Annotated in this window: 12 protein-coding genes and 6 tRNA genes; 2 read left to right on the top strand and 16 right to left on the bottom strand. The window is 53.2% G+C overall.

What is annotated here, in order from left to right; all coding sequences use genetic code 11:
- Window positions 1-17: 17 nt before the first annotated feature.
- From M6D81_RS16865 to M6D81_RS16850, 4 genes are all read right to left on the bottom strand, one after another.
- Window positions 18-905, bottom strand: coding sequence for a carbohydrate ABC transporter permease (locus M6D81_RS16865; protein WP_262678087.1), 888 nt, complete (start codon window positions 903-905; stop codon window positions 18-20).
- 9 nt (window positions 906-914) lie between these two features.
- Complete coding sequence (locus tag M6D81_RS16860; RefSeq protein WP_262678086.1) at window positions 915-1,820, bottom strand: ABC transporter permease; 906 nt, start codon at window positions 1,818-1,820, stop codon at window positions 915-917.
- A 192-nt stretch (window positions 1,821-2,012) separates the two neighbouring features.
- Complete coding sequence (locus M6D81_RS16855; protein ID WP_262678085.1) at window positions 2,013-3,911, bottom strand: putative bifunctional diguanylate cyclase/phosphodiesterase; 1,899 nt, start codon at window positions 3,909-3,911, stop codon at window positions 2,013-2,015.
- A gap of 132 nt (window positions 3,912-4,043) precedes the next feature.
- Window positions 4,044-4,418 (bottom strand): DUF423 domain-containing protein, encoded by a 375-nt coding sequence (locus M6D81_RS16850; RefSeq protein ID WP_262678084.1) that lies wholly within the window; start codon window positions 4,416-4,418, stop codon window positions 4,044-4,046.
- Window positions 4,419-4,481: 63 nt separating this feature from the next.
- Between M6D81_RS16850 and M6D81_RS16845 the strand changes: the two genes are divergently transcribed.
- Window positions 4,482-4,964 carry a hypothetical protein gene (locus M6D81_RS16845; protein WP_262678083.1) on the top strand — a complete coding sequence of 161 codons (483 nt, stop codon included), beginning with the start codon at window positions 4,482-4,484 and terminating at the stop codon, window positions 4,962-4,964.
- 167 nt (window positions 4,965-5,131) lie between these two features.
- On the opposite strand, the gene M6D81_RS16840 is transcribed toward M6D81_RS16845, so the two are convergent.
- A complete protein-coding gene (locus tag M6D81_RS16840; protein ID WP_262678082.1) occupies window positions 5,132-8,257 on the bottom strand; it encodes an AAA family ATPase in 3,126 nt (1,041 codons plus the stop codon).
- On the bottom strand, window positions 8,254-9,426 hold the full coding sequence (locus tag M6D81_RS16835) for an exonuclease SbcCD subunit D (protein WP_262678169.1): 1,173 nt from the start codon (window positions 9,424-9,426) through the stop codon (window positions 8,254-8,256). Before M6D81_RS16835 ends, M6D81_RS16840 begins: the two co-directional genes overlap by 4 nt.
- A 226-nt stretch (window positions 9,427-9,652) precedes the next feature.
- Here M6D81_RS16835 and yhbH point away from each other — a divergent pair, with 226 nt between their 5' ends.
- Window positions 9,653-10,816, top strand: coding sequence for a sporulation protein YhbH (gene yhbH / locus M6D81_RS16830; RefSeq protein ID WP_262678081.1), 1,164 nt, complete (start codon window positions 9,653-9,655; stop codon window positions 10,814-10,816).
- A 65-nt stretch (window positions 10,817-10,881) separates the two neighbouring features.
- On the opposite strand, the gene pdaA is transcribed toward yhbH, so the two are convergent.
- The 10 genes from pdaA to M6D81_RS16780 all read right to left on the bottom strand — a co-directional run bounded on the left by pdaA (window position 10,882) and on the right by M6D81_RS16780 (window position 21,037).
- A complete protein-coding gene (gene pdaA / locus M6D81_RS16825; protein WP_486187833.1) occupies window positions 10,882-11,622 on the bottom strand; it encodes a delta-lactam-biosynthetic de-N-acetylase in 741 nt (246 codons plus the stop codon).
- Window positions 11,623-11,762: 140 nt separating this feature from the next.
- Window positions 11,763-12,896 (bottom strand): response regulator, encoded by a 1,134-nt coding sequence (locus M6D81_RS16820; protein WP_262678079.1) that lies wholly within the window; start codon window positions 12,894-12,896, stop codon window positions 11,763-11,765.
- Entirely contained in the window at window positions 12,874-16,035 is a 3,162-nt protein-coding gene (locus M6D81_RS16815; protein WP_262678078.1) for an ATP-binding protein, read from the bottom strand. The genes M6D81_RS16820 and M6D81_RS16815 overlap by 23 nt, the downstream gene beginning before the upstream one ends.
- Window positions 16,036-16,185: 150 nt before the next feature.
- Entirely contained in the window at window positions 16,186-20,094 is a 3,909-nt protein-coding gene (locus M6D81_RS16810; RefSeq protein WP_262678077.1) for an S-layer homology domain-containing protein, read from the bottom strand.
- A gap of 403 nt (window positions 20,095-20,497) precedes the next feature.
- Window positions 20,498-20,574: transfer RNA gene (locus M6D81_RS16805), tRNA-Pro, on the bottom strand.
- Between the two features lie 4 nt (window positions 20,575-20,578).
- Window positions 20,579-20,653 (bottom strand) — tRNA-Gly (locus M6D81_RS16800).
- 3 nt (window positions 20,654-20,656) lie between these two features.
- Window positions 20,657-20,732: transfer RNA gene (locus M6D81_RS16795), tRNA-Thr, on the bottom strand.
- Window positions 20,733-20,763: 31 nt separating this feature from the next.
- Window positions 20,764-20,840: transfer RNA gene (locus tag M6D81_RS16790), tRNA-Met, on the bottom strand.
- A 9-nt stretch (window positions 20,841-20,849) separates the two neighbouring features.
- Window positions 20,850-20,924, bottom strand: a tRNA-Glu gene (locus tag M6D81_RS16785).
- Between the two features lie 25 nt (window positions 20,925-20,949).
- Window positions 20,950-21,037: transfer RNA gene (locus M6D81_RS16780), tRNA-Ser, on the bottom strand.
- Window positions 21,038-21,042: the final 5 nt, after the last annotated feature.

Here is a 21,042-nt window from a genome sequence, read left to right as displayed (position 1 = left end):
ATTTGTTCCATATATGACTAACCTTTCACTGCTCCCAGCATCATGCCCTTCACGAAATAACGCTGCATGAACGGATAGATGAATAGAATAGGCAGCGTTGACACCATCAACGTTGTCATCTTGATCGATTCGGATGAAATCGTCGTCTGCTGATCCGTCTGCGACATTCTCATAATCTGCTCCACCGTTGACGCCTGCGATTCCAATATAATCTTGTACAGCAGCGTCTGAACCGGCAGCAGATCCTGCTTCGTCACGAACAGGAGAGCATCGAACCAGGAATTCCATTGGGCAACCCCTGCGAAGATCGACAAGGTAGCCAATATCGGCAAGCTGGAGGGCAATATTATCTGGAAGAATATTCTTCCCGGTCCCGCCCCGTCAATGCTGGCCGATTCTTCCAGCGACTTGGGAATTTGATCGAAGAACACTTTCGCCAGAAGCATATTGAAGGTGGTGAACAATGCGGGCAGAATGTACACCCAGAAGCTGTTGGAAAGCCCCAGCTTTACAACGACTACATAGAAGGGGAGCAGTCCTCCGCTAAAAAACATAGGGATCATGAAAAAGACAAACAGCGTCTTTCTTGCGACCAGATAAGGCTTGGACAGCGCATATGCGACCATGGTCGTTACGATGACATGCGCCAGAGTGCCGACGAGCGTACGGGCTACAGAAATATAAAACGCATTCATAATGCCGCTGTTCGTCAGCACGACTTTATAATTGTAGAGCGTCGGCTTTACCGGGAAGAAGGTAAGCGTTCTTCCGGATGCGGCAACGCTGTCGCTTATGGAATAAAGAAAGACGTAGAAAAACGGATACATCATGACGACGCACAGTATGGCGAGCAGCAAATAATTGACGAAAGAAAACGCTTTCTCTCCCCGCGAGTAAGTCTCCATAGTTACCTCCTAACCCAGTAAGCGCGTCTCGTTTATTTTGTTCGATATGATGTAACCAATAACGACCAGTGTTGCCGTTATAATCGATCTTGCGAATCCGATAGCCGTAGCGTAGGAGAAATTGGCCATCTGTACACCGGTGCGATAAATGTACGTATCGATAACATCCGCCTTGGACTGGACAAATCCGTTCATCAAATTGAAAACGGCTTCAAAATTAACGGTGAACAGCGAACCCAGCGACAAGACGAACAATATGGCGACGGTCGGCATGATGCAAGGAAGCGTAATGGATATCATCCGCTGGAATCTGCTTGCTCCGTCAACCATGGCTGCGCTGTGAAGCTCGGGATCGATGCTCGTAATTGCAGCCAGATAAATAATCGTATTCCATCCCACGCTTTGCCAGATGGATGTGACGACGAGAATGCCCCAGAAGTAATCCGGATTTTGCATGAAATTTACCGCGGGCAAGCCGAGCTCCATGAGCAGTAAATTGACAATCCCGCTCTCGGATTCCAGCAAGCGGTAGACAAGGCTGGATATGAACACCCATGTAATAAAATGCGGCAAATACGTGATGGATTGAATGAGCCGCTTCGCCTTTGTTTTCCTGACGGCGTCAATCATGAGCGCCAGCACGATCGGAGCCGGAAAGCCAAATAAAATCATCAATCCGCCCATCACAAGCGTATTGCGCAGCGCATTAAAAAACTCCGGGTCCGACAAAAAGGTGCGGAAATGCTCCAATCCTGCAAAATCGCCGCTTAGAAAACCGTCCGTTACCCGATAATCCTGAAATGCAATGACTAGCCCGATCATTGGCGCATAAGCAAAAACCAGAACTGCAGCCGCACCTGGCAGCATAAACAAAAACAATACTCGCTGTCTCCAAAGTTTGCGCCATAACTTCAATCCCTTGTTCCCTCCTTCTTCTGACTTGATCAGCATGCTTACACATTTATTATAGGTTGGGAGCGCCAAGGGAAGACAGTCGGCATATCACCGATCAACAGTCACATTTCCACACAAAACGGATACACGGGAATAATGCAAACAGGGCGCAGCGGAACCCTATGGTTCCGCTGCGCCCTGCTTCTGCACCTGTTAACCCGCTCGCAGCATAAGCTCCAAACTGTCGCTGGATACGGGTGGGCTTCGGTAATAGCCCTGCATCTCGTCGCATTGATGCGCCTTCAAAAACTCTACCTGCTCCAGCGTCTCTACGCCTTCGGCAATGACTTGAATATTCAGGTTGTGAGCCATCGCAATAATGGCCGCCACAATCTCCGCATCGTTGGGGTCCTGCTGGATATCCCGGACGAAGGAACGGTCAATCTTGAGCCGATCAATCGGGAAGTTCTTCAAGTAGTGGAAGGAGCTGTAGCCGGTGCCGAAATCGTCAACGCTAATTCCGACGCCGAGGTCTGTAATGGCAAGCAGGCACTTGGCGACCAGGCTCACATCGATCGTCATTGATTCCGTTATTTCAAGATCCAGATATTTCGGTTCCAGTCCCGTCACGTTCAGGACTTCCTGAATTTTGCTGGCCAGATCATGCTGCAAGAACTGTCGAATGGACAAATTCACTGAGATGGGTACCTTCGGCAATCCCGCATCCTGCCAGGCCTTGTTCTGACGACAAGCCTCCAGCAGCACCCAATCGCCGATCTGGACGATCATCCCGCTCTCCTCCGCAAGAGGAATGAACGTTCCGGGTGACAGCTCTCCGCGCACGGGATGGTTCCATCTGACCAGCGCTTCGATGCCGACGATGCGGCCCGAAGCCATTTCGTATTGCGGCTGATAGTGCAGGATGAACTCCTGCCGCTGTATCGCGCGGTACATCTCATGTTGCAACGTCAGACGCTCGAATGAAGAATTGCTCCATGTATCGGAATAAAGCATGCAATCGTTTTTTCCCGTTTCTTTCACTTTGACAAGTGCCATATCCGCCTTCTTGAACAGAGAATAGCCGTCGTCTTGATCGTTAAGATTCGTCACGGCCCCCATGCTGGCTGTAATGTGCAGCGGGAAGCCCTTCAGCTCGTACGGCTCTTCAATCGCCTTCAGAACGTCTCTGGCCCTCTCCAGCAATTGGACTTCGGATTCCACATCATGCAGGATAATTGCGAATTCGTCACCCTCCATTCGCGCTACGAAATCCTGCTCAGATAATCCCCGGTTCAATCGGTCAGCCACCTGCATGAGCAGCATATCGCCGAATTCCCGTCCGAACGATGCGTTAACCAGCTTGAAGCGGTCCAGATCCAGATAGCAGATGCCCAGCAGCTTCTCGTCTTCCTTGGCGCGAATCAGACTCTCCGTCAGCCTGGTCTGGAATAGTGTGCGGTTGGGCAGCCCCGTCATATCGTCGTAATAGGCCATGTAGCGAATCCGCTCCACATTGCGTTTCCTGTCGCTTAGATCGTGACAGATCATCAGCATGCCGATCACTTCATCGTCCTGCACCATCGGCGCACATACGGCCTGCAGCTCCAGCGGGAAGCCCGTCCGGTGCATCATATGAATGTTGCTCTGTATCGTACCGCCCTCAAGCGCTTGTTCCAGGCATTGCTGGAAGGCGATCCGGCTAGCGGGATCAATCATGCGCATGATGGGCGCTCCGACCATATCCGTGCGTTGATGGCCAAGCATGCGGACAGAAGCTTCGTTCAGCTCGACAATGTTGCCGTCCCGGTCCAGCACCGCAATGGGCACCGCCTCCGAGCGAAGAATCGTCTCGACAATCGGCGTATGATATTTGTGGAAGCTTGCAAAAGATATGCGTTTAAAGTAAATGACGATAGCGCATGCCAGCAAAGAAGCGGCAATCGCCAAAGAAATCCAGCGGTACAAGGCGTTGGAAACGAGTAGAAACGAAACGACTACCCATAGTATCGCCATGACGGTCATCATTGCGCTGATGAACCAAGGATCGTTCAGTGCCAGCCATCGATTCCCTTCCATTTCCGATCCGGGAGAATTATCCTTATCTTTCGCCACACGCAAACTTCCTTCCTCTGAATTCGAGTCAAGTGACAACTAGTACCATTATAAACGATATTAAAATTTTGTCATAGAAATATTTGCTAATGCAGCTTGTTTTTTTGCAGGAAAAAGACGAATTGTGTCGAATTACCTCGTTTTTGCCGCGCCCGCAATAACGAACACCCAGCCGGCAAGCATCGCTACACCGCCTATCGGCGTAATCATTCCCAGCTTGGAGAAGCCGGTTACCGCCAGAATATACAGGCTTCCGCTAAAGATGACGATGCCCGTCAGCAGCAGCCTTCCCCCTGTCCGAACATGCTTGCTGCCCTGGATCGCCTTGTCCAGCAAAGCGATCAGCATCAGTCCCAGCGCGCCGTACATATGATAGCGAACCCCTGTCTCGAATACGTCCAGGTAATGCTGAGTGAGCTTGTCCTCAAGCCCGTGAGCGCCGAAGGCGCCAAGCGCGATTGCAATTGCGGCGTTGACCGCGCCAATGATAAAATATTTTGGAAACATTTGTTTTCAACCCTTTCGCATGTTGTGTATAATTGAGCGTAGTCCATAAAGGAGCGAGATCATATGAACAATGACCAAAACCAATACGAAAACAAAACGCCGGACGGCGGCTTCTCCACCTTCGAGCCGGTGCCGCCCCCGCCCGGCATGCACGGCGCCCCCGAGACGCTGAAGCATTCAGGACTGGGGATCGCCTCCTTCATCATCGCGCTGCTCGCCATATTGGCAGCTATCGTCACGGTCGTACTGGCCGTGTCCTTCACTGCCGAATTTATCAACATGGGTACGCTGGACCCGGAATCGCTGGAAGCCCAAATATTAGAAGGCGACTCCGCTATAGCCGGAATTATGGCTGCCGGCCTGTTGTTCATCGTATCGATCGGCTTGTCGGTCATCGGGCTTATTCTGGGAATTGTAGGCGCGGTGATGAAGAACCGCAAGAAGGTGTTCAGCGTGCTTGGCATCGTATTGAACGCTCTCATAGCCGTTGGCGTAGTCGTGCTTGTCATCATCAGTATGATGGCGGGTGCGGCAGGCGCCATCTAAAGTATCTTGTGCCCTGTCTGTCCAGCCGGCTTGCTCCGGAGTTTCCTTATAGGAAGCTCCGGATTTTTTTGTACATAATCGCCGATAAACTCCGGGATTCCCGCAAAGTCCCTCAATAAGCTTCGAAGCAGAACTCACATTATCGGGTGATTCTGTAAACGCTATTGCTATTGCCTCAGTACAATCTCCGTTCGGCTGAAGCCTTCTCTCGACTTGGTCACCTCCAGGCATGCAGGGAAGGCTTCCTTCAAGTCGCCGACGTGAGAGATGACTCCGATCATCCGTCCCGCCCGCTGCAGATCGACGAGCGCGGCGATCGCATTGTGCAGCGACTCCTCGTCAAGGGAGCCGAACCCTTCGTCGATGAACATCATCTCGATGGATACTCCGCCTTGATGGGACTGGATGACGTCCGACATGCCGAGCGCCAGACAGAGAGATGCATTGAACTTCTCGCCGCCGGACAATGTCTTCACATCTCTGTTCTGGCCTGTATAGGCGTCGTATACATCCAGCCCAAGACCGCTTTGCTTCCCTCTCGCCTCCAGCCTGTCGCTGCGCACCAGTTGGAACTGGCCGCCGGAGAGTCCCTTCAGCCGCTCATTGGCCATCGCCAATATTTGCTCCAGATATTCAATCAGAATGTATCGTTCGAAGGACATCTTCAGCGCATTGTCGCCCTTCAACATCGCATAGATGTCGAGCACGCTCTCCAGCTTGCTCTCCAGCTCGGCGGCCTTGCCCGCTCTGGCCCCGATGGCCGCTTCCAGCCGAACGGCATCCCGCTCGTACCGGAGCGCGGCGCCTTCGCCGGCGATTGCCGCCTCATGCTCCCGCTTGCATGCCGCAATCTCCTCCCTGAGCGGCTCCGGATCAATCCTCGGCTTGTCGTGAAGCTCCTGCCGAAGCGCTGCCTGTGCGCTCTCCAGCGCATGCACCGCGGACCGGTAGCTCTCGATCCCCGCTTGCATCGCTGTCATCCCTTCTTCAGACTTCACTGCCGCACGGTATTCATCCAGAGAAGTGAAGCCGGCCAGCATCAGCTTGTCCGCCATCAGCGCTCTGTATTCCTCCGCATCCTTCGCCGCAGCCTTCTGCGACAGGTCCGCCTGCTCCGAATAAGCCTTCAGCTCGGCGCCGCGAGTGGACATCCGCTGCATAGCTTCCTGCGCTTCCTTCCACGCCTGCTCCATGGCGGAAGCCTCCGCTTGCCGCTTGCGAAGCTGGAGGCGCAGCTGCTCCGGCGATCGCAGCTCCTCCGGTATCCGGTCTAGCTCCTTCGCCAGCGCAGATTCCGCACCGGCACGCTGCAGCATAAGCTGCTGTCCGTCCCCCTGCAGCGTTTCTCGTGCGCCCTCCAGCCGGACAAGCTCCGCTTCCAGCTGCAGCAGACTCGCGCGCTGTTCCTCCAGTCTGGCGGCATCTCCCTGCATGGCGTCCGTCTCCGCCTTCAGCGTGCGCCACTGGGCGCGCAGCCCGCCTTGCGCTTCCTGCAGCCTGCTCATCAGCCCCGCAGCGTCGCCGCCGCTCAAGGACTCCATCCCATACTCGGCAAGCTCCGCCATGCCTGCCTCCTGCTGCTGAAGGGCAGCTGCCGCCTGGGCCTTCACGGCGAGCAGCTCGCGCTCTACGGCGGACAGATATTCCTTCGCTTCCTGCAATGATTCCTTCGACGGCATATCCGTCTGCAGCTCCGCCTTCCCGGGATGCGATTCGCTGCCGCATACGGGACAAGGCTTGCCATCATGCAGATGGGACGCCAGCAGGCCGGCCTGTCCTTCAATCCAGCGCCTCTCCAGCTCCCCATATTGCGAGCGAAGCTCATCCAGCTGCCGCGCAGACTTGCTCTCCATCTCGTCGTGACGGCTCAGCTCTTCCGCGAGCTGAAGCTGCCGCTTCACTTCCTTCCCTTGCAGCTCTACCTGGCGAAGCTGCTGAACCGTCTCCGGAAGCTTGGCCACGCTCGCTTCCAATCCGCGAATGGCGCCTTGCAGCGTCGCATGCTTCTCCTTGCCAGCCCGGTAGGCCCCCTCCGCCGTTGCAAGCTCGGCCGCCGTCTCTCGCTCCTTGCGCTGCAGCTGCTCCAGCTCCCGCTGCTGATCGGCCAGCGAGTCGACGGCCGGCAGCAGCTCCGATAGCCGGTGAACTGCAAGCCTCGCCTCCTGACGGATCTCTTCGCGCTCCGCTTCCCGCCGGTAGCGGGCCGTCGCCGCTTCAAGCGCGCGTTCCGCCTCCTGCCATTGCTTCAGACTCCTCGCGTGCTCTTCCCGCTTCATGCGCGAACTCTCTTCCGCACGGCGGGCTTGCTCCTCATAGGGCGCCAGACCTGCGGCTCTCCGGGCCAGCTCCAATTCCCGTTCTTGCTGCTCCACATCCGGCTTTCGCTCCAGCAGCCGCCGCTGCTCCTCCTGCTTGATCGCCCAATCGTCATGACGCCGGTTCAGCTCCAGCGCTGCCTGCAGCCGCAGCTGCCGCTCGTCCAACCGCTCGCCAAGCTCCTTCTTCCTCCTGCTTGCGACAGCCGCCTCTGCTCTGTAATGCTCCGCCTCGCGGCGCAGTCCTTCCTTCACCTGAGCCGCGCTATAGACGTCTTGCCGGAATGTCTCATGCAAGCTGCTGTCCTCGCGTGCCGGAAGAGCTTCCTCCGCCTGCCGCATCAGCGCATCCACTCCCGCGCGCTCTTCCTTCAGCGTATCCTGCAGGCTCCGCACTTCGCCGTGAAAGCGTCTCTCCAGCCGCTCATACAGCTCCGTCCGGAATATGCGGCGCAAGATGTCCTCCTTATTGTCCGTATCGGAGGTAAGCAGCTTGCGGAATTCCCCTTGCGGCAGCATGACGATCTGGCTGAATTGCTCCTTCGTCAAGCCGATAACGGCTTGCAGACGCGCATTCACCTCCGTCGCCATGAACCGGTCCGTCGCGGGCACCGCCTCATCGCCGACTATCTCGTACAGCTCCGTCTTCTCGCCGGTCTCGCTCCGGTTGCCGCTCTTGCGATGCTTCATCTGCCGGAAGACGCGGTAACGCTTGTCACGGATGACGAAGTCAAGCTCCACGGACGTATGCGTCTCTTCATCGGCGAAGTGGCTCCGCAGCATCCGTACGTCGGAGCGGTCTTCACCGCTTGCCGAGCCGTAGAGCGCGAAGCAGACAGCATCGAAGATCGAAGTCTTGCCTGCGCCTGTATTGCCGGATATAACGAATAGACGATGATTCTCCAGCTGGGTGAAATCAACCGTCTCGCTGTCCCTGTACGGCCCGAACGCCGTCATCGTAAGTCTCAGCGGTCTCATCTTCCGTCGCCCTCCTCCCGCAGCTGATCGTCATAGGCTGTTGCGAACAGCTCCCGCTTCTCTTCCGACAGCGAGGCGCCGTTCACTTCCTCATAGAAGGCCGCGAACAGCTCCACAGGGTTCCGATCGTGTCTGCCGACTGCCGCAAGCGCGGCGCCATTCTCCCGATCTCCATCGTTTGTCCTGACCGGCATTCTCCGCTCCACATGCATCGCATTGGGATAGACGGCCCTTACCTTCTCCATCGGGAACAGCACGGGATGCTCGTTCAACAGCGTCACATATACATAATCCTCGTTCACCGGATGCTTCTCCAGCTCTTCGATGAGGGCCTCCACTCTGCGCATGTCGCGCAGCGGCTTCAAGGAACGCTTCTCCAGAGCAACTTCTCCTGCCGCATCCAGATGAACGATGTAGTAGCCCTTGTCGTGCCGCTCCTCGGAGATGGAGTACTTCAGTGGCGAACCGGCATAGCGGATACGTTCATGCCGTACATAATGGGCCTGGTGCAGATGACCGAGAGCGGTATAATGGAAGCGCTCGAAGTGGACTGCGTTCACATGCTCCGCGCCTCCGATCGCCAGCGGACGCTCGGATTCGCTCGTATTGGGCTCCTGCTCGCCGGAAGGCGTGGCGAACAGATGGCCGATCAGCACATGGCGCGCCGAACCGTCCATCTCTTCCTGAATCCGGCTTACCCAAGCTCTCGCCGCATCGTTGTGGCTGCGCACGCTCTCGTCTCCCAGCGCATGCCGTACGATGGAAGGATCGGCATACGGCATCAGATGAAAATGCACTTCTCCGTGCTCATCGCGCAGCACGACCGGCTTGCGCCCGGGACGGAGCTGACCCGCCAAATACAATCCCCTCTCCTCCATCATTCCTGTCCCGAAGCTGATTCTGTCCGGACTGTCATGGTTGCCTGCGATGGCGAGTACGGGCGTATTCAACTTCATCACGATTCTCTCCAGCACCTCGTTAAGCAGCTCCACCGCCTCGGTAGGCGGTACGCCCCGATCGTACAGATCTCCCGCTATAATGACCGCATCCGGCCGCTCATCCTTAATGGCGGCGATGAACTGCTCCAGCACATGGCGCTGGTCTTCTGTCATGTATACTCCCTGAACAAGCTTGCCCAAGTGCCAATCCGCGGTATGGAATAGCTTCACTTGCGTCACGTCCCCTCTTCCGAAACACTATTTATCTATTCTACCATCTGTTGCGCTGCAAGCCTATTCCCCTGGTGAAATAGAGAAAACATCCGTCCCGCCAGCTTTACGCTAGATTTGGACGAATTTCGTTCACATAACCTCTCCCCGCATGAATATATTGATTAACAACGGTCCGTATAGTTGTCGCTACGCTATACAAACTAACGGGAATGAGGTGGAATGAATGAGTTCGCATCCGTTATTTATCGTTTCCCGGGAAAATTGGTCGCTGCATCGCAAAGGCTATACCGATCAGGCCAGACATCAGGAGAAGGTAAGAGAAGCGATCAAGCAAAATCTTCCCGATCTTGTCTCGGATGAGAGCATTATATTGTCGGACGGTCGCAAGACGGTAAGAGTGCCGATCAAAAGCCTGGATGAATCCCACTTCGTGTACAACTACAACAAGAAGCAGCATGTGGGACAAGGAGACGGCGATTCCCAGGTAGGGGATGTGCTGGGGGTCGACCCTCAAGCGGCGAAAGGGGCGGGCAAAGGGAAAGAAGCCGGCGATCAGCCGGGAGAGGATATTCTGGACAACGAGATCAGCATCGATCAGCTCGAGGATATGCTGTTCGAGGAGATGGAGCTGCCCAATCTGGAGCAGAAGCAGAAGGAGCAGCTGCAGACGAGGGAGGTCGTATTCACCGACATCCGCAAGAAGGGGATCATGTCCAACATCGACAAGAAGCGGACGCTGCTGGAGAACTTGCGCCGCAATGCCAATGCAGGCAAGTCCGGCATCGGCGGCATATCGCCCGACGATCTCCGCTACAAGACATGGACAGAAATTGTGAAGCCGCAATCCAATGCGGTTATTCTTGCTCTTATGGACACTTCGGGCAGCATGGGCTCCTTCGAGAAATATTGCGCGCGCAGCTTCTTCTTCTGGATGACCCGCTTCCTGCGCCGCAAATACGAGCATGTCGATATCGTGTTCATCGCCCATCATACGGAAGCCAAGGAGGTGACGGAGGAGGAGTTCTTCACCCGCGGCGAGAGCGGCGGCACGATCTGCTCTTCCGCTTACCAGAAGGCGCTTGATATTATTACGAGCCGCTATCCGACGGAATACTGGAACATCTACCCGTTCCACTTCTCCGACGGCGACAACCTGACGTCCGACAACGAGCGGTGCGTGAAGCTCATCAGCCAAATGATGGAGCGATGCAATATGTTCGGCTATGGCGAAGTGAACCAGTACAATCGAAGCAGCACGCTTATGGCCGCCTACAAGCATATTAACCACAAGAAGTTTATGTATTCCATCATTAAGGACCGGAGCGAGGTTTACACGGCGTTGAAAACGTTTTTCGCCGCACAGCCGAATGAAAGCAAGCTGTCCTGACAAACATACATCCGGAGCCGCCGGCAAGCCTGCTTCCCGAAAGCAGGGCTTGCCCCGGCTTGCCCTTATTCCAGAGCCAGCTCATCCAAGCATTTGAAATCATAGCCTTGCCGTCGCGCCTCATCGATGATTCTGCCAAGCGCTCCAGCATTGTCCTTCGATACGGAGTGCAGCAGAATAATAGCGCCAGGGTGAAGCTGCTTGATCACTTGCTCGTAAGCATATTGCGCTCCGCGCTGCGCATTCACATCCCAATCCTTGTATGCGATCGACCAGAAGACGCTTGTGTAGCCGGCGCTTCTGCTGGATGCCAGCACATGCTCGTTGAATATCCCTCTGGGCGGCCGCAAGTAATTCATCGCCTGTTGGCCGGTTATCGCGGTTACCTGCTCCTTCACCTTATTCAACTCTGTCCTGATCGCTTCCGCGGACAGTGTCGTCATATCGGGATGGCTCCAGGAGTGATTGCCGATAATGTGCCCCTCCTCAGCCATGCGCTTCAGCAGCTCCGGCTGATCCTTCACATAATGGCCCGTTACGAAGAACGTCGCCGGCACTCCTCTATCTTTCAGCACGTCCAGAATTTGCCCCGTCAGCCCATTCTCATAACCGTTGTCGAACGTCAGGAACAGCTCCTTCTTGCTGGTATCGCCGAGGAACATCGCGCCATGCTTCGTGATGATCGGCTTGAAGCCTTCTTCGTCTATAGATGGCAGTTGGCCTCCGACGCTTCTCTTGAAGCCGAAGTGATAGACGCCGGGAGAAGCGGCCTCAGCAATGCCGCCACACATGGCGACAGTCATCATTAATGACGCAAGCAGCATCAGCCCTATTCTTCTTCTCATTTCATGGTCTCCTCTCATCCTGTCATATGCAGCAGTCAAGAGTACTTTGCCCATGATGTGCGGAATTATTCTTCCAGGCTACCCTGCCCTTATTTAGAAATTCAATGCTCCCTGTAGATTGAAGCAATCGCCTCTCCCGGCTCCACCCCGTACTCCTCGCGCAGCAATGTCTCCACATGCCGGTAATGCTCTTCCACAGCAGCTTCATCGCCTGACAGCCTTAGCATCCGAAGCAGTAGCGCGTGCAGTTCCTCGAGCTCGGGCTGATGATCGGTTGCCTCCCGCAGCAATGCGACGGCTTCGCTATACCGCCCCGACTGCTCATAGCACCGGGTCGTATTCGCGACCATATCCTTATATATGGATCGCAGCTTCTGCTGCCGCGGTATGGCCCATGCGTATCCTTCCATAGCCAGATAATCTCCCCGGTACAGACGCAAGGCGGCTTCCATATGCTCTATAGCGTTCGGCATCGCATCCGAATCAAGCTCTGCAGCCATGAGATAGCGGTTCACATCGCATTCCGCATTTTTCATCATCATTTTATAGCAATCATTCATATACGATACAATCAAATTTCTATCCAGCCCGAATTCCTTAATCATCTTGCGTATATAGTATACGCTGGTATGAATGTTCGCCAAGGCGCGTTCTTCATCGATATCGGGCCATATATCCCGAATGATGAGCGACTTGTGAATCGCATTCCCCTGATGATGAATGAAGTAGGCGAACAGTTCCTTAGTTTTCTTTGTACGCCACCTGATCGTCTTCTCTCCGTCCGAACCATGATGCAATTGGAAGGAGCCGAAGCAGGTCAGTTCGCACACCCACCGCTTCTCCTTCACAGAGCTGCCCGTCAATCGCTTTCGGTTATGGCTCCACTTCCGGACCGTCTTCGCCAATCGTTCCGGCATGACGGGCTTAAGCAAGTAATCGATCGCATTCACCTCGAACGCCTCAATGGCATACTGATCATACGCCGTAATGAATACGATATCGATAGCGGAATGAGCCTCCATTATTTCTTCCGCTGCCTGAAGGCCGTTCATGCCAGGCATCTCAATGTCCAGAAATACGATATCGATGCCAGTCCCTTCCGCCCTCAGCATCTGCATGGCATGCAGCGGATTCGTATACTTTCCGGCAATAACAATATATTCATAATCCGCAAGCTCGTCCTGCAAAGCGTCCAGCGCGCTTTCTTCATCGTCAATCAGTACGACTCTTATCATAAGCTGCTCCCGACTCCTTCCCCGCATAGGGAATATCCATCATGACTTTTGTCCCTTGGCCATATTCGCTTTCCATTTGCAGGCCGTGTCCGTACATGTTCATTAGACGCTGGTGAATATTTCGCAATCCCACTCCCCGGCTCTTATTCTCACTTAGAAGAAGAGTGGACAGCACCTCGCCGGAAATACCGACACCGTCATCCTCCACCGCAATGCGAATATACGCCCCTTCCCTCTGAATAGATAAGCGCACTGTTCCTCCCTCCAGCCGTTTCATTACACCGTGGCGAATCGCATTCTCGATAAGCGGCTGTATGCTTAACGGAGGTATGCACGTACCAGCCAGCTCATCGCAATCGTATCGGATGTTCAGCCTGTCCTTGAAGCGCGCTTTCTCGATATGGCAATACGATCGGATCAGTTCCATTTCTTTATCGATGGGAATCAGCTTCTCCTTGTTCTGGAAGTCGAAGCTGCCGCGAAGATATTGGCTTAACTGCTTTAGCAGGAGACTGGCATGCTTCGGATCTCTAGGGCATATGCCGATGATCGTATTCAATGCATTGTAGAGGAAATGCGGTTTTATCTGCGCCCTTAGAAAATCCAGTTCCGCTTCTACCGCCTGATTAACCGAATTTTTCAGCTCCAATAGCGTGCGAACTCTAGCCCTTAGTTCATAGGAGTGAAACGGCTTGGTCAAGAAGTCGTTCGCCCCGGCTTGAAACCCCTCCAGCATGTCCTCCCGGCCGTTCTTCACCGTCACCAGCAAGATCGGCAGCTCCGTCAGCGAATGTGTATGCCGAATCGTCCTAGCCACTTCTATACCGGTTATTCCCGGCATCATCACATCGAGAATGACCAAATCGATCCGTTCTTCACTCGCCAATATGCGCAACGCTTCATTTCCGTTGCCTGCAGTTATAATTCGGTAAGGCTCCTTCGCCAGTACGCCAGCGATAACTTGAATATTCGTAGCATCATCATCAACCGCCAAAATCGTATTCACATAGCTTGCCGGCTGAACGACTAGTTCATTGGCGACGCCAAGACGATTCGCCACCTGTTCCGTCGGTATGCGTGAAGGATGTTGCGCACGCTCCGCTTCTTCCTGTACCGCAATAGGCAAGGTGAATGTGAAGGTGGAGCCTTGTCCGGGTATGGACCGGACGTGAATCTCTCCGCCGCTTAGCTCGACTAGCCCTTTCGTAATCGACAAGCCCAGTCCCGTTCCCCCGTATTCGTTCGCTACTGCTTTGCCCACCTGCTCGAAGGATTGAAAGATCTGTTCATGCTTCTCTTCGCTAATGCCGATGCCTGTATCGGAGACGGTAACCTCCAGCATGCCGTTGCGTTCGCAAGCGGCTACTGCGATCCGGCCTTCATGCGTAAATTTTGCCGCATTGCCGATCAAGTTGTATAAAATTTGCTGTAGTCTGTCTTCATCCGCATAAACATGAGGCAGCGACTCTGGTACATCGATGTGCAGCTCTACCGGCTTGTCGTCAATCAAGTGGAGGAATACATCACCGTTGGCCCGCATGATGGCATGAAGCGATACATTCCGCTTGTTCAGCTTGATGTCATCGTTTCTCAGCTTGGAATAGTCCATAATATCGTATATCAGCTTCGTCAATCGTCTCGTCACGGACACGACCGTTGTCAGGTTATGCTGCTGCTCCTTGTTCATCGGCCCCTTTGCGCCTTCCAGCATCGCTTGCGACAAGTTCATGATGCCGTGCAATGGCGTAATTAATTCATGCGATGTATTGACGAGAAATTCATCCTTCATCTTGTTCTGCCTGATCAGTGTCTCGGACATGGCTTCAATCGTATGGAATGCGCTGGAATACCGGTTAGCCAGCACGATAGCCTGTACGAATACGAGCACGAACAGTCCCATCAGAATCATTTGACGGTCCAGCATATAGAAGAGCAGCGTGTTGCGGAATATAGCGCCGGCGTAGAACGCATTGATCGCAATATCGATGATAAAGGTCAGAATAAAAAAAATAATTCCGAAAAACTGCAGTCTCGCTCCCGGACGCTTCCGCTTGACGGAAAGCCAGATAACATGAATCAGCTTCACATTGACAATCAGCATTATCAAATGGTAGTAGAGGATACTATCCGTATAAAAAGACATCGGCGATAGCCATACGGAGAGAATGAACAGGATGCATATCGATACGACAATTCCCGTGAATCTCTTCGGCATCTCCTCTGGATACAGCTGACGCAAGTACAGGATGAAAAACATAATACCGCCGTAATAGGTGAAATACGATACCATTGTCAATATGGAAATTTCCAGCTGCGGAAAAAGCTCCAAAACAAAAATTTCTCCCGACACCAGCAATCGCATGCTGCCGATCAGACAGCCGACACCGAACAGCAGTGCCGTCTTCATGTCACGCCGCTGCGAAAAAATAAAAATATGATACAACCCCATGAACAGAAAGATGCCGAACAGCGTCATATCCAGACTTAGGCCTATATCGCGGTAAGCGCTTATTTGCTCCGGCAGCCCCAGATTCATCGCATACCACATGCCGCCGCTGTTATAGGAATAGTTCGAAATCTGCACAATGATATCCAGCCTGTTCGATTGTACCGGAAAGCTTAACGACTGCGGTGCGAACCTGGGGCTTGCCGACTCCTTGTCCCTTGATACGGTGCCGCATTGGGCAAGCTCCTCCCCGTTCACCCATAGCCTGCATGCCGTCGACATCGTGGGGAGCTTCAATGCCAGTTCCTTCGGTATGGCGGAAGGGTTCAACCGAACGCGAAGGCGATACGTCGCATAACCTTCACCGGACAGAGGCTTGCCGTCTCTATTATACGATGACCATATGTTGGGCACATTCGCATACATCGGCTCGCGACGACTGACATCGAGCTTCTCGAAATCATGAGGAGTCAACAGCTCTTCCCAATACAAAGCCCACTGCCCGTCCAGCCTGACCGCACCATCGCTGCCGAATCGCCAATTCGACAAGTCCAGCTCGCCATGCTCTGCCATCGGCTTCACCGGATTGTCGTCCGGTCCCGGCTGTATAACGATCCATAAGGCGGCAGCCACCGCAAAGGCAATACCGACTAGCAGAATGGCCTTGTTCTTCACTCTCCATTGTCTTCGCATGGCATTCTCCTTCTCACCCTTGCCGTGATGATCAACGCAATTACCTAACAGTATAGTAGATATCCCCTTCGACCGGAACCGGCAGCAAGCAAATAGCTTCGACAGCGCTCGTCAATCGAGAGCCGTCGAAGCTTGAAAGAGGGTTATTCGTTATGTCTCTTCTACGTGCTTCTCGCCGCCATTGTCTAGTCTCTCGTAACTGTGATCGATAGACGCTTCCTGAATATAATGGAACGCCCAATGGCTGATCGGAACGTCCTTCCACTTAGGCTCCATACCGTAAAGCGGTCCTCTGCCAACAAGCCTGTTGATCATCATGACGGCTTGCGCTCTCGTCAAGGACTGATCCGGACGGAACGTGCCATCGTCATAACCGGCAATTATGCCGGCCGCTTGCGCCTTCAGTATCGCCGCTGCTGCCCAATGGCCCCGTGTGTCGTTGAAATGCTGCCCATCGCTCTCTTCAGCCTCTTTGATATAACGAGTGATTATGCTGGCCATCTCCGCTCTCGTCATCGGCTTCATCGGCATGAAGCTGCCATCGCCATATCCGCTCATCAAGCCTGCGGCAGACACTTGAGCGATCGCCTCCTTCGCCCAATGATCATGCTTCATATCCGTGAATACCTTGCCATTTTTCGCCTCGCCGAGTTCCAGTGCCCGGCTTAGCATGACCGCCATCTCTGCACGCGTCACCTGTTTGTCCGGCTGGAACAATCCGTCATCATACCCATTCATATAGGCGGCGTGTCGAGGCGCATGAGCCTGCTCCTCGATGAAGTAATCTTGCAATTGATGACCATATACGAGCGAGAAAGTGCTGAACTTGTTCACAGTGAAGGCGATTCCTTGTCGATCCGTACCGTCAATGTTGACAAGCTTGCCTTGCAGCCATTGCTTCGAGCCGTCGCTATGTTCAATATAGATCGCGATATCCTGCTCTGCCGCACCGGAGATGTCATCGATGTCAATCGGTAGAACGAGATCGACCGGCGTCTTCTGCATATTCGTCTCAATTATCACCGGACGGCCCAGCAAGCTTATTCCGCCTGGACCAACCGCCTGTATGACCGCCTCATTCGCACCGGCACGCGTCATCACTTCCTGCTGCTTGCCGCTATCCCGCATAGGCGCAATGCGGAAGTAGATATCGTCGTCGCGTTCCGTCAACGATTGTTGGGGAATGCGTATGATCGCATGCTTCGTATCGATTTCAAGATCAATCTCCTGCTCACGCAGCTTCTCAGCCGCATCCTTCGTGAGCAGCACATGGGCTGCATATACTTCATCCTTCTTATCCGGAAGGACAAGCTTCGCCGTTCTCCGCTTCGCTTCAACCAACTGCTTCGTTATCGCTTCCGCTTCTTCCATAGCGATCGTCACTTCGTCTCTCCTCTTGCCGCTCGCGTCCGTCGTTCGCTTGATAGCCGCTTCGAAGAGTGAAGCACCGCTCGGGTCCACGATCTCCGCATCAATCTGTTGTTCGTTGGATGGAGGAACAACAGAGCCTCCCGACGATGGTGGACTCCCATGTATAAGCTTGCTTCCGTCCGTTGTAGACGTAACTTGCTCTCCTGCGATTCCGGCTTCAGAGATGACATCGACCGAGAATTTCAATTCGCCCCGGTCTTCGCTTCCATCAAGCGTATAAGCCGCCGTAAAGCGCTGATTGCCGTCATCTGCCACAGACGCTGTCTGGCCTGCGATCGTGACTATCGGCAGCTGCTTCAGCTGCAGACTGGACACGAACGTTAGCGTAATGTCGTCTCCCTTGCTGACATAAGTCCGGGATGAACCGCTGCCGGCGATGCTGACATAAGGCAAGACTGGAACTGCCAGCGAAAGCGGTATAAGCCTGATTTCATTAGACGGCATGCTTGTCCCGTCATCGTTGGCCGCCTCAACCTTGAAGTAATACGGCAATGAATTCGTCAAGCCCGTCACTTCATAAGTCGATTCGGTCACGGTAGCCATCTGTTCGTATTGCACATCTTTCTGAGGGTCTTTCATGAAGACATGATAACGTGTGGCCCCTTCTGCTTCACTCCATGACAGCAATACACTGCCATCTCCCACAACACCGCTAAGAACGGGAATCTCTGTCGGACTGTTGCTATACGTTAAGTTGCTGCCGTCTGTGGTCAGAGTTACTTGCTTCCCTGCCTTGCCCGCTACACTGACGAAGTCGATCGTGAACGTAATCTCTCCTATGCTCTCGACTCCGCTTAATGTATACGCTGCAGTATAGCGCTGATTGCCGTTATTCGTCACAACTGCGGCTTGTCCCGCAATCGTAACGACTGGCAAGCTGCTCAGCTTATGGCTGGATACGAAGGTTAAGGCAATTGTGTTCCCCCTTCTTGCAATCGGGTCCGTCGAGCTGTTGCTGGCGATGCTGACATAAGGTAATGTCGGCTGCTCAGCGGACAGTGGAATGATCTTCACTGCATTGGACAAGCAATCTCCTGCTCCGTTGCCGTTGGCGGGCTCTATCAAGAAATAATAGACGGAGTCATTGACCAGTCCTTCGGCTGTGTAGGTTAGTTCCATTGTATTATCAAGCCATGTGTAGCTATAATCCGTCTCCTCGCTCTTCACGTATATATTGTAATAGGAAGCACGGTCTATCGCATTCCATGTCAGTTCAGCGCTGCCGTCTCCTGCGCTTGCTTCCAGCGTCGGCTTGTCGGTAGGCGGATTAAGCTTCCAATTCGCATAGAGATGAACATCTTCTTGTCCTATTCTTAACTCGTCCCAGGAGTAGTACACACTGTCGGTTACGACAGGTGATGGCGTTAACGTCCATCCGTCAAAATAATGGTCTTCCTTCTTCAGATCATACCAGTTGCCCTCAATGGTAACCAATTCACCTTCCGTGTAGACGTTGTCATTAATCGGCAAGTCGCCTGAATCGGCTCCATTATCATGGTAAGTGACAGAGTAAGTCGTCATTAAGGTAGCCACTTTCACTCTGAATGCATTCGCTGCGCTGCTATATGCGACGTAAGGCTTATTGCTGCTGCCGATCATTAAAAACAGGTGATAGATTTCGCCGTTTGAGAAATTCTTCGTCCCTAGCGTTTCCCAGTTCGTCCCCCTCTTCATAAAAACATTTGCTTTCTTCGTTACTGCGTCCTTATACAATAGATACAAATCATGATTGGAAGTAGCTTCAATGTCGAGATCCAGCACTCCCCCGTCTGTAAACCCTTTGTTGCCTATGATCGTCCATTGGCTGCCGTCATACAGAGATGCCACCGCCTGATCATTAGTGTCGGTATAGGCTACAACCGGCACGGAAGTGGCTGTGACCGCCACGTCGAATGTGTTGACTTCCTCATTCGTAAACCCTCTGCTCCCTACATATTCCCACGAAACTCCAGAATATTTCATCGTGGATAGCGATCTGCCAGCTCCTTCATCGATGAAAGTTGCATATACGCTTCCAGTTATGTCGACCTTGAGCTCGATTTGATCTGCAGCGCCAGGCAACTCGCCGATCGTCTCCCAAGTTATGCCGTTATATTTCATAACGATGGCTTGCTGCGATCCGAAGCTGCCGTCGATATATGCAGCATATGGCGTATCTCCATTGAAAACCAGCCGCGGAGCCTTCACCGCATGATCGGAAAATCCTGCAGCCCCCACATAACTCCAGCTTGATGGAGTAATCTCGATTACACTTGCCTTGCTGCCATGATCATAATCAACATAGACGGCAAAGGCTTTATTCTGACGACTCATAGCGAAATGGTAGGGACCGGTGGATACCTCCGCTTTCCCTGCATCTGCCCAACTGTTGCCAGCCAGATTTTTTACGACAAATTCACCGCTCATGGAATCTTGGAACATTGCATGAAGCACGCCGTTACTATCTTCTGAGAGAACGGGATTGTACGAATACACCTCGGATATGCTGCCGTCGCCCACATTTCCCCATGACAATGTCGCAGCTGTAACGGATGTGTACATGCTGGGTATAGGCATGCTTGTCATAATCAGCATAAAGGTAAGCATGCATATTAGCGTTTTCATCATATGTACTTTGAATTGCTGCACGATTCATTCTCCTCCTGTGACCTGATTTAATGATGCCATCTTGCATAAATTTACAATATTCATTGTATCAGGACATTCTCGGCAAATTCTCGACAAAAAAGGGGCGCCCGGTAGGTAAGCAAGCTGCTTCTCCTTAACAGTGCTTCAACTCTCCAACCGAGGTCACCTCGCTTACAGCTCGTCATTCGCACACTTTTCTCTCTCAAGCCGAGCTCACATTGCTTACAAGTCGCCATTTCTACAATTGCCTGCCTCGGACCGAGGTTACATCATCTGCAAATGTACGTCTTTCTAAATTTCCTGCCGAAATTTCAAAAAAGCTCTGTAAAAATAAAAAAGCCGTCTACCCGGCTAAATTAGCTTCAGGCAAACAGCTTCTATATGTAGTAGTTATATTTTTGACTGGTCGGGATGACACGATTTGAACATGCGACCCCCTGGTCCCAAACCAGGTGCTCTACCAAGCTGAGCTACATCCCGAGACTGGAGCGGAAGACGGGAATCGAACCCGCGACCCTCGCCTTGGCAAGGCGATGCTCTACCGCTGAGCCACTTCCGCAAGTGGTGCCGGCGAGAGGACTTGAACCCCCAACCTACTGATTACAAGTCAGTTGCTCTACCAATTGAGCTACACCGGCAAATGCCATGCTATCTTTCATTTCATATTTTTGGTTGCGGAGGCAGGATTTGAACCTGCGACCTTCGGGTTATGAGCCCGACGAGCTACCGAACTGCTCCACCCCGCGATAATAAGTTGGTGACCCGTAGGGGATTCGAACCCCTGTTACCTCCGTGAAAGGGAGGTGTCTTAACCCCTTGACCAACGGGCCATATGTAATTGTGAGAATGTTACTACGGAGAAGGAGGGATTCGAACCCTCGCACCACTTACGCAGTCTAACCCCTTAGCAGAGGGTCCCCTTGAGCCACTTGGGTACTTCTCCAGGAA

It is taken from the genome of Paenibacillus sp. J5C2022 (assembly GCF_025567625.1).
Lineage (GTDB): Bacteria > Bacillota > Bacilli > Paenibacillales > Paenibacillaceae > Pristimantibacillus.
Note: the sequence above shows the minus strand (reverse complement) of the source record. Positions and strands in the feature narration are given on the sequence as shown.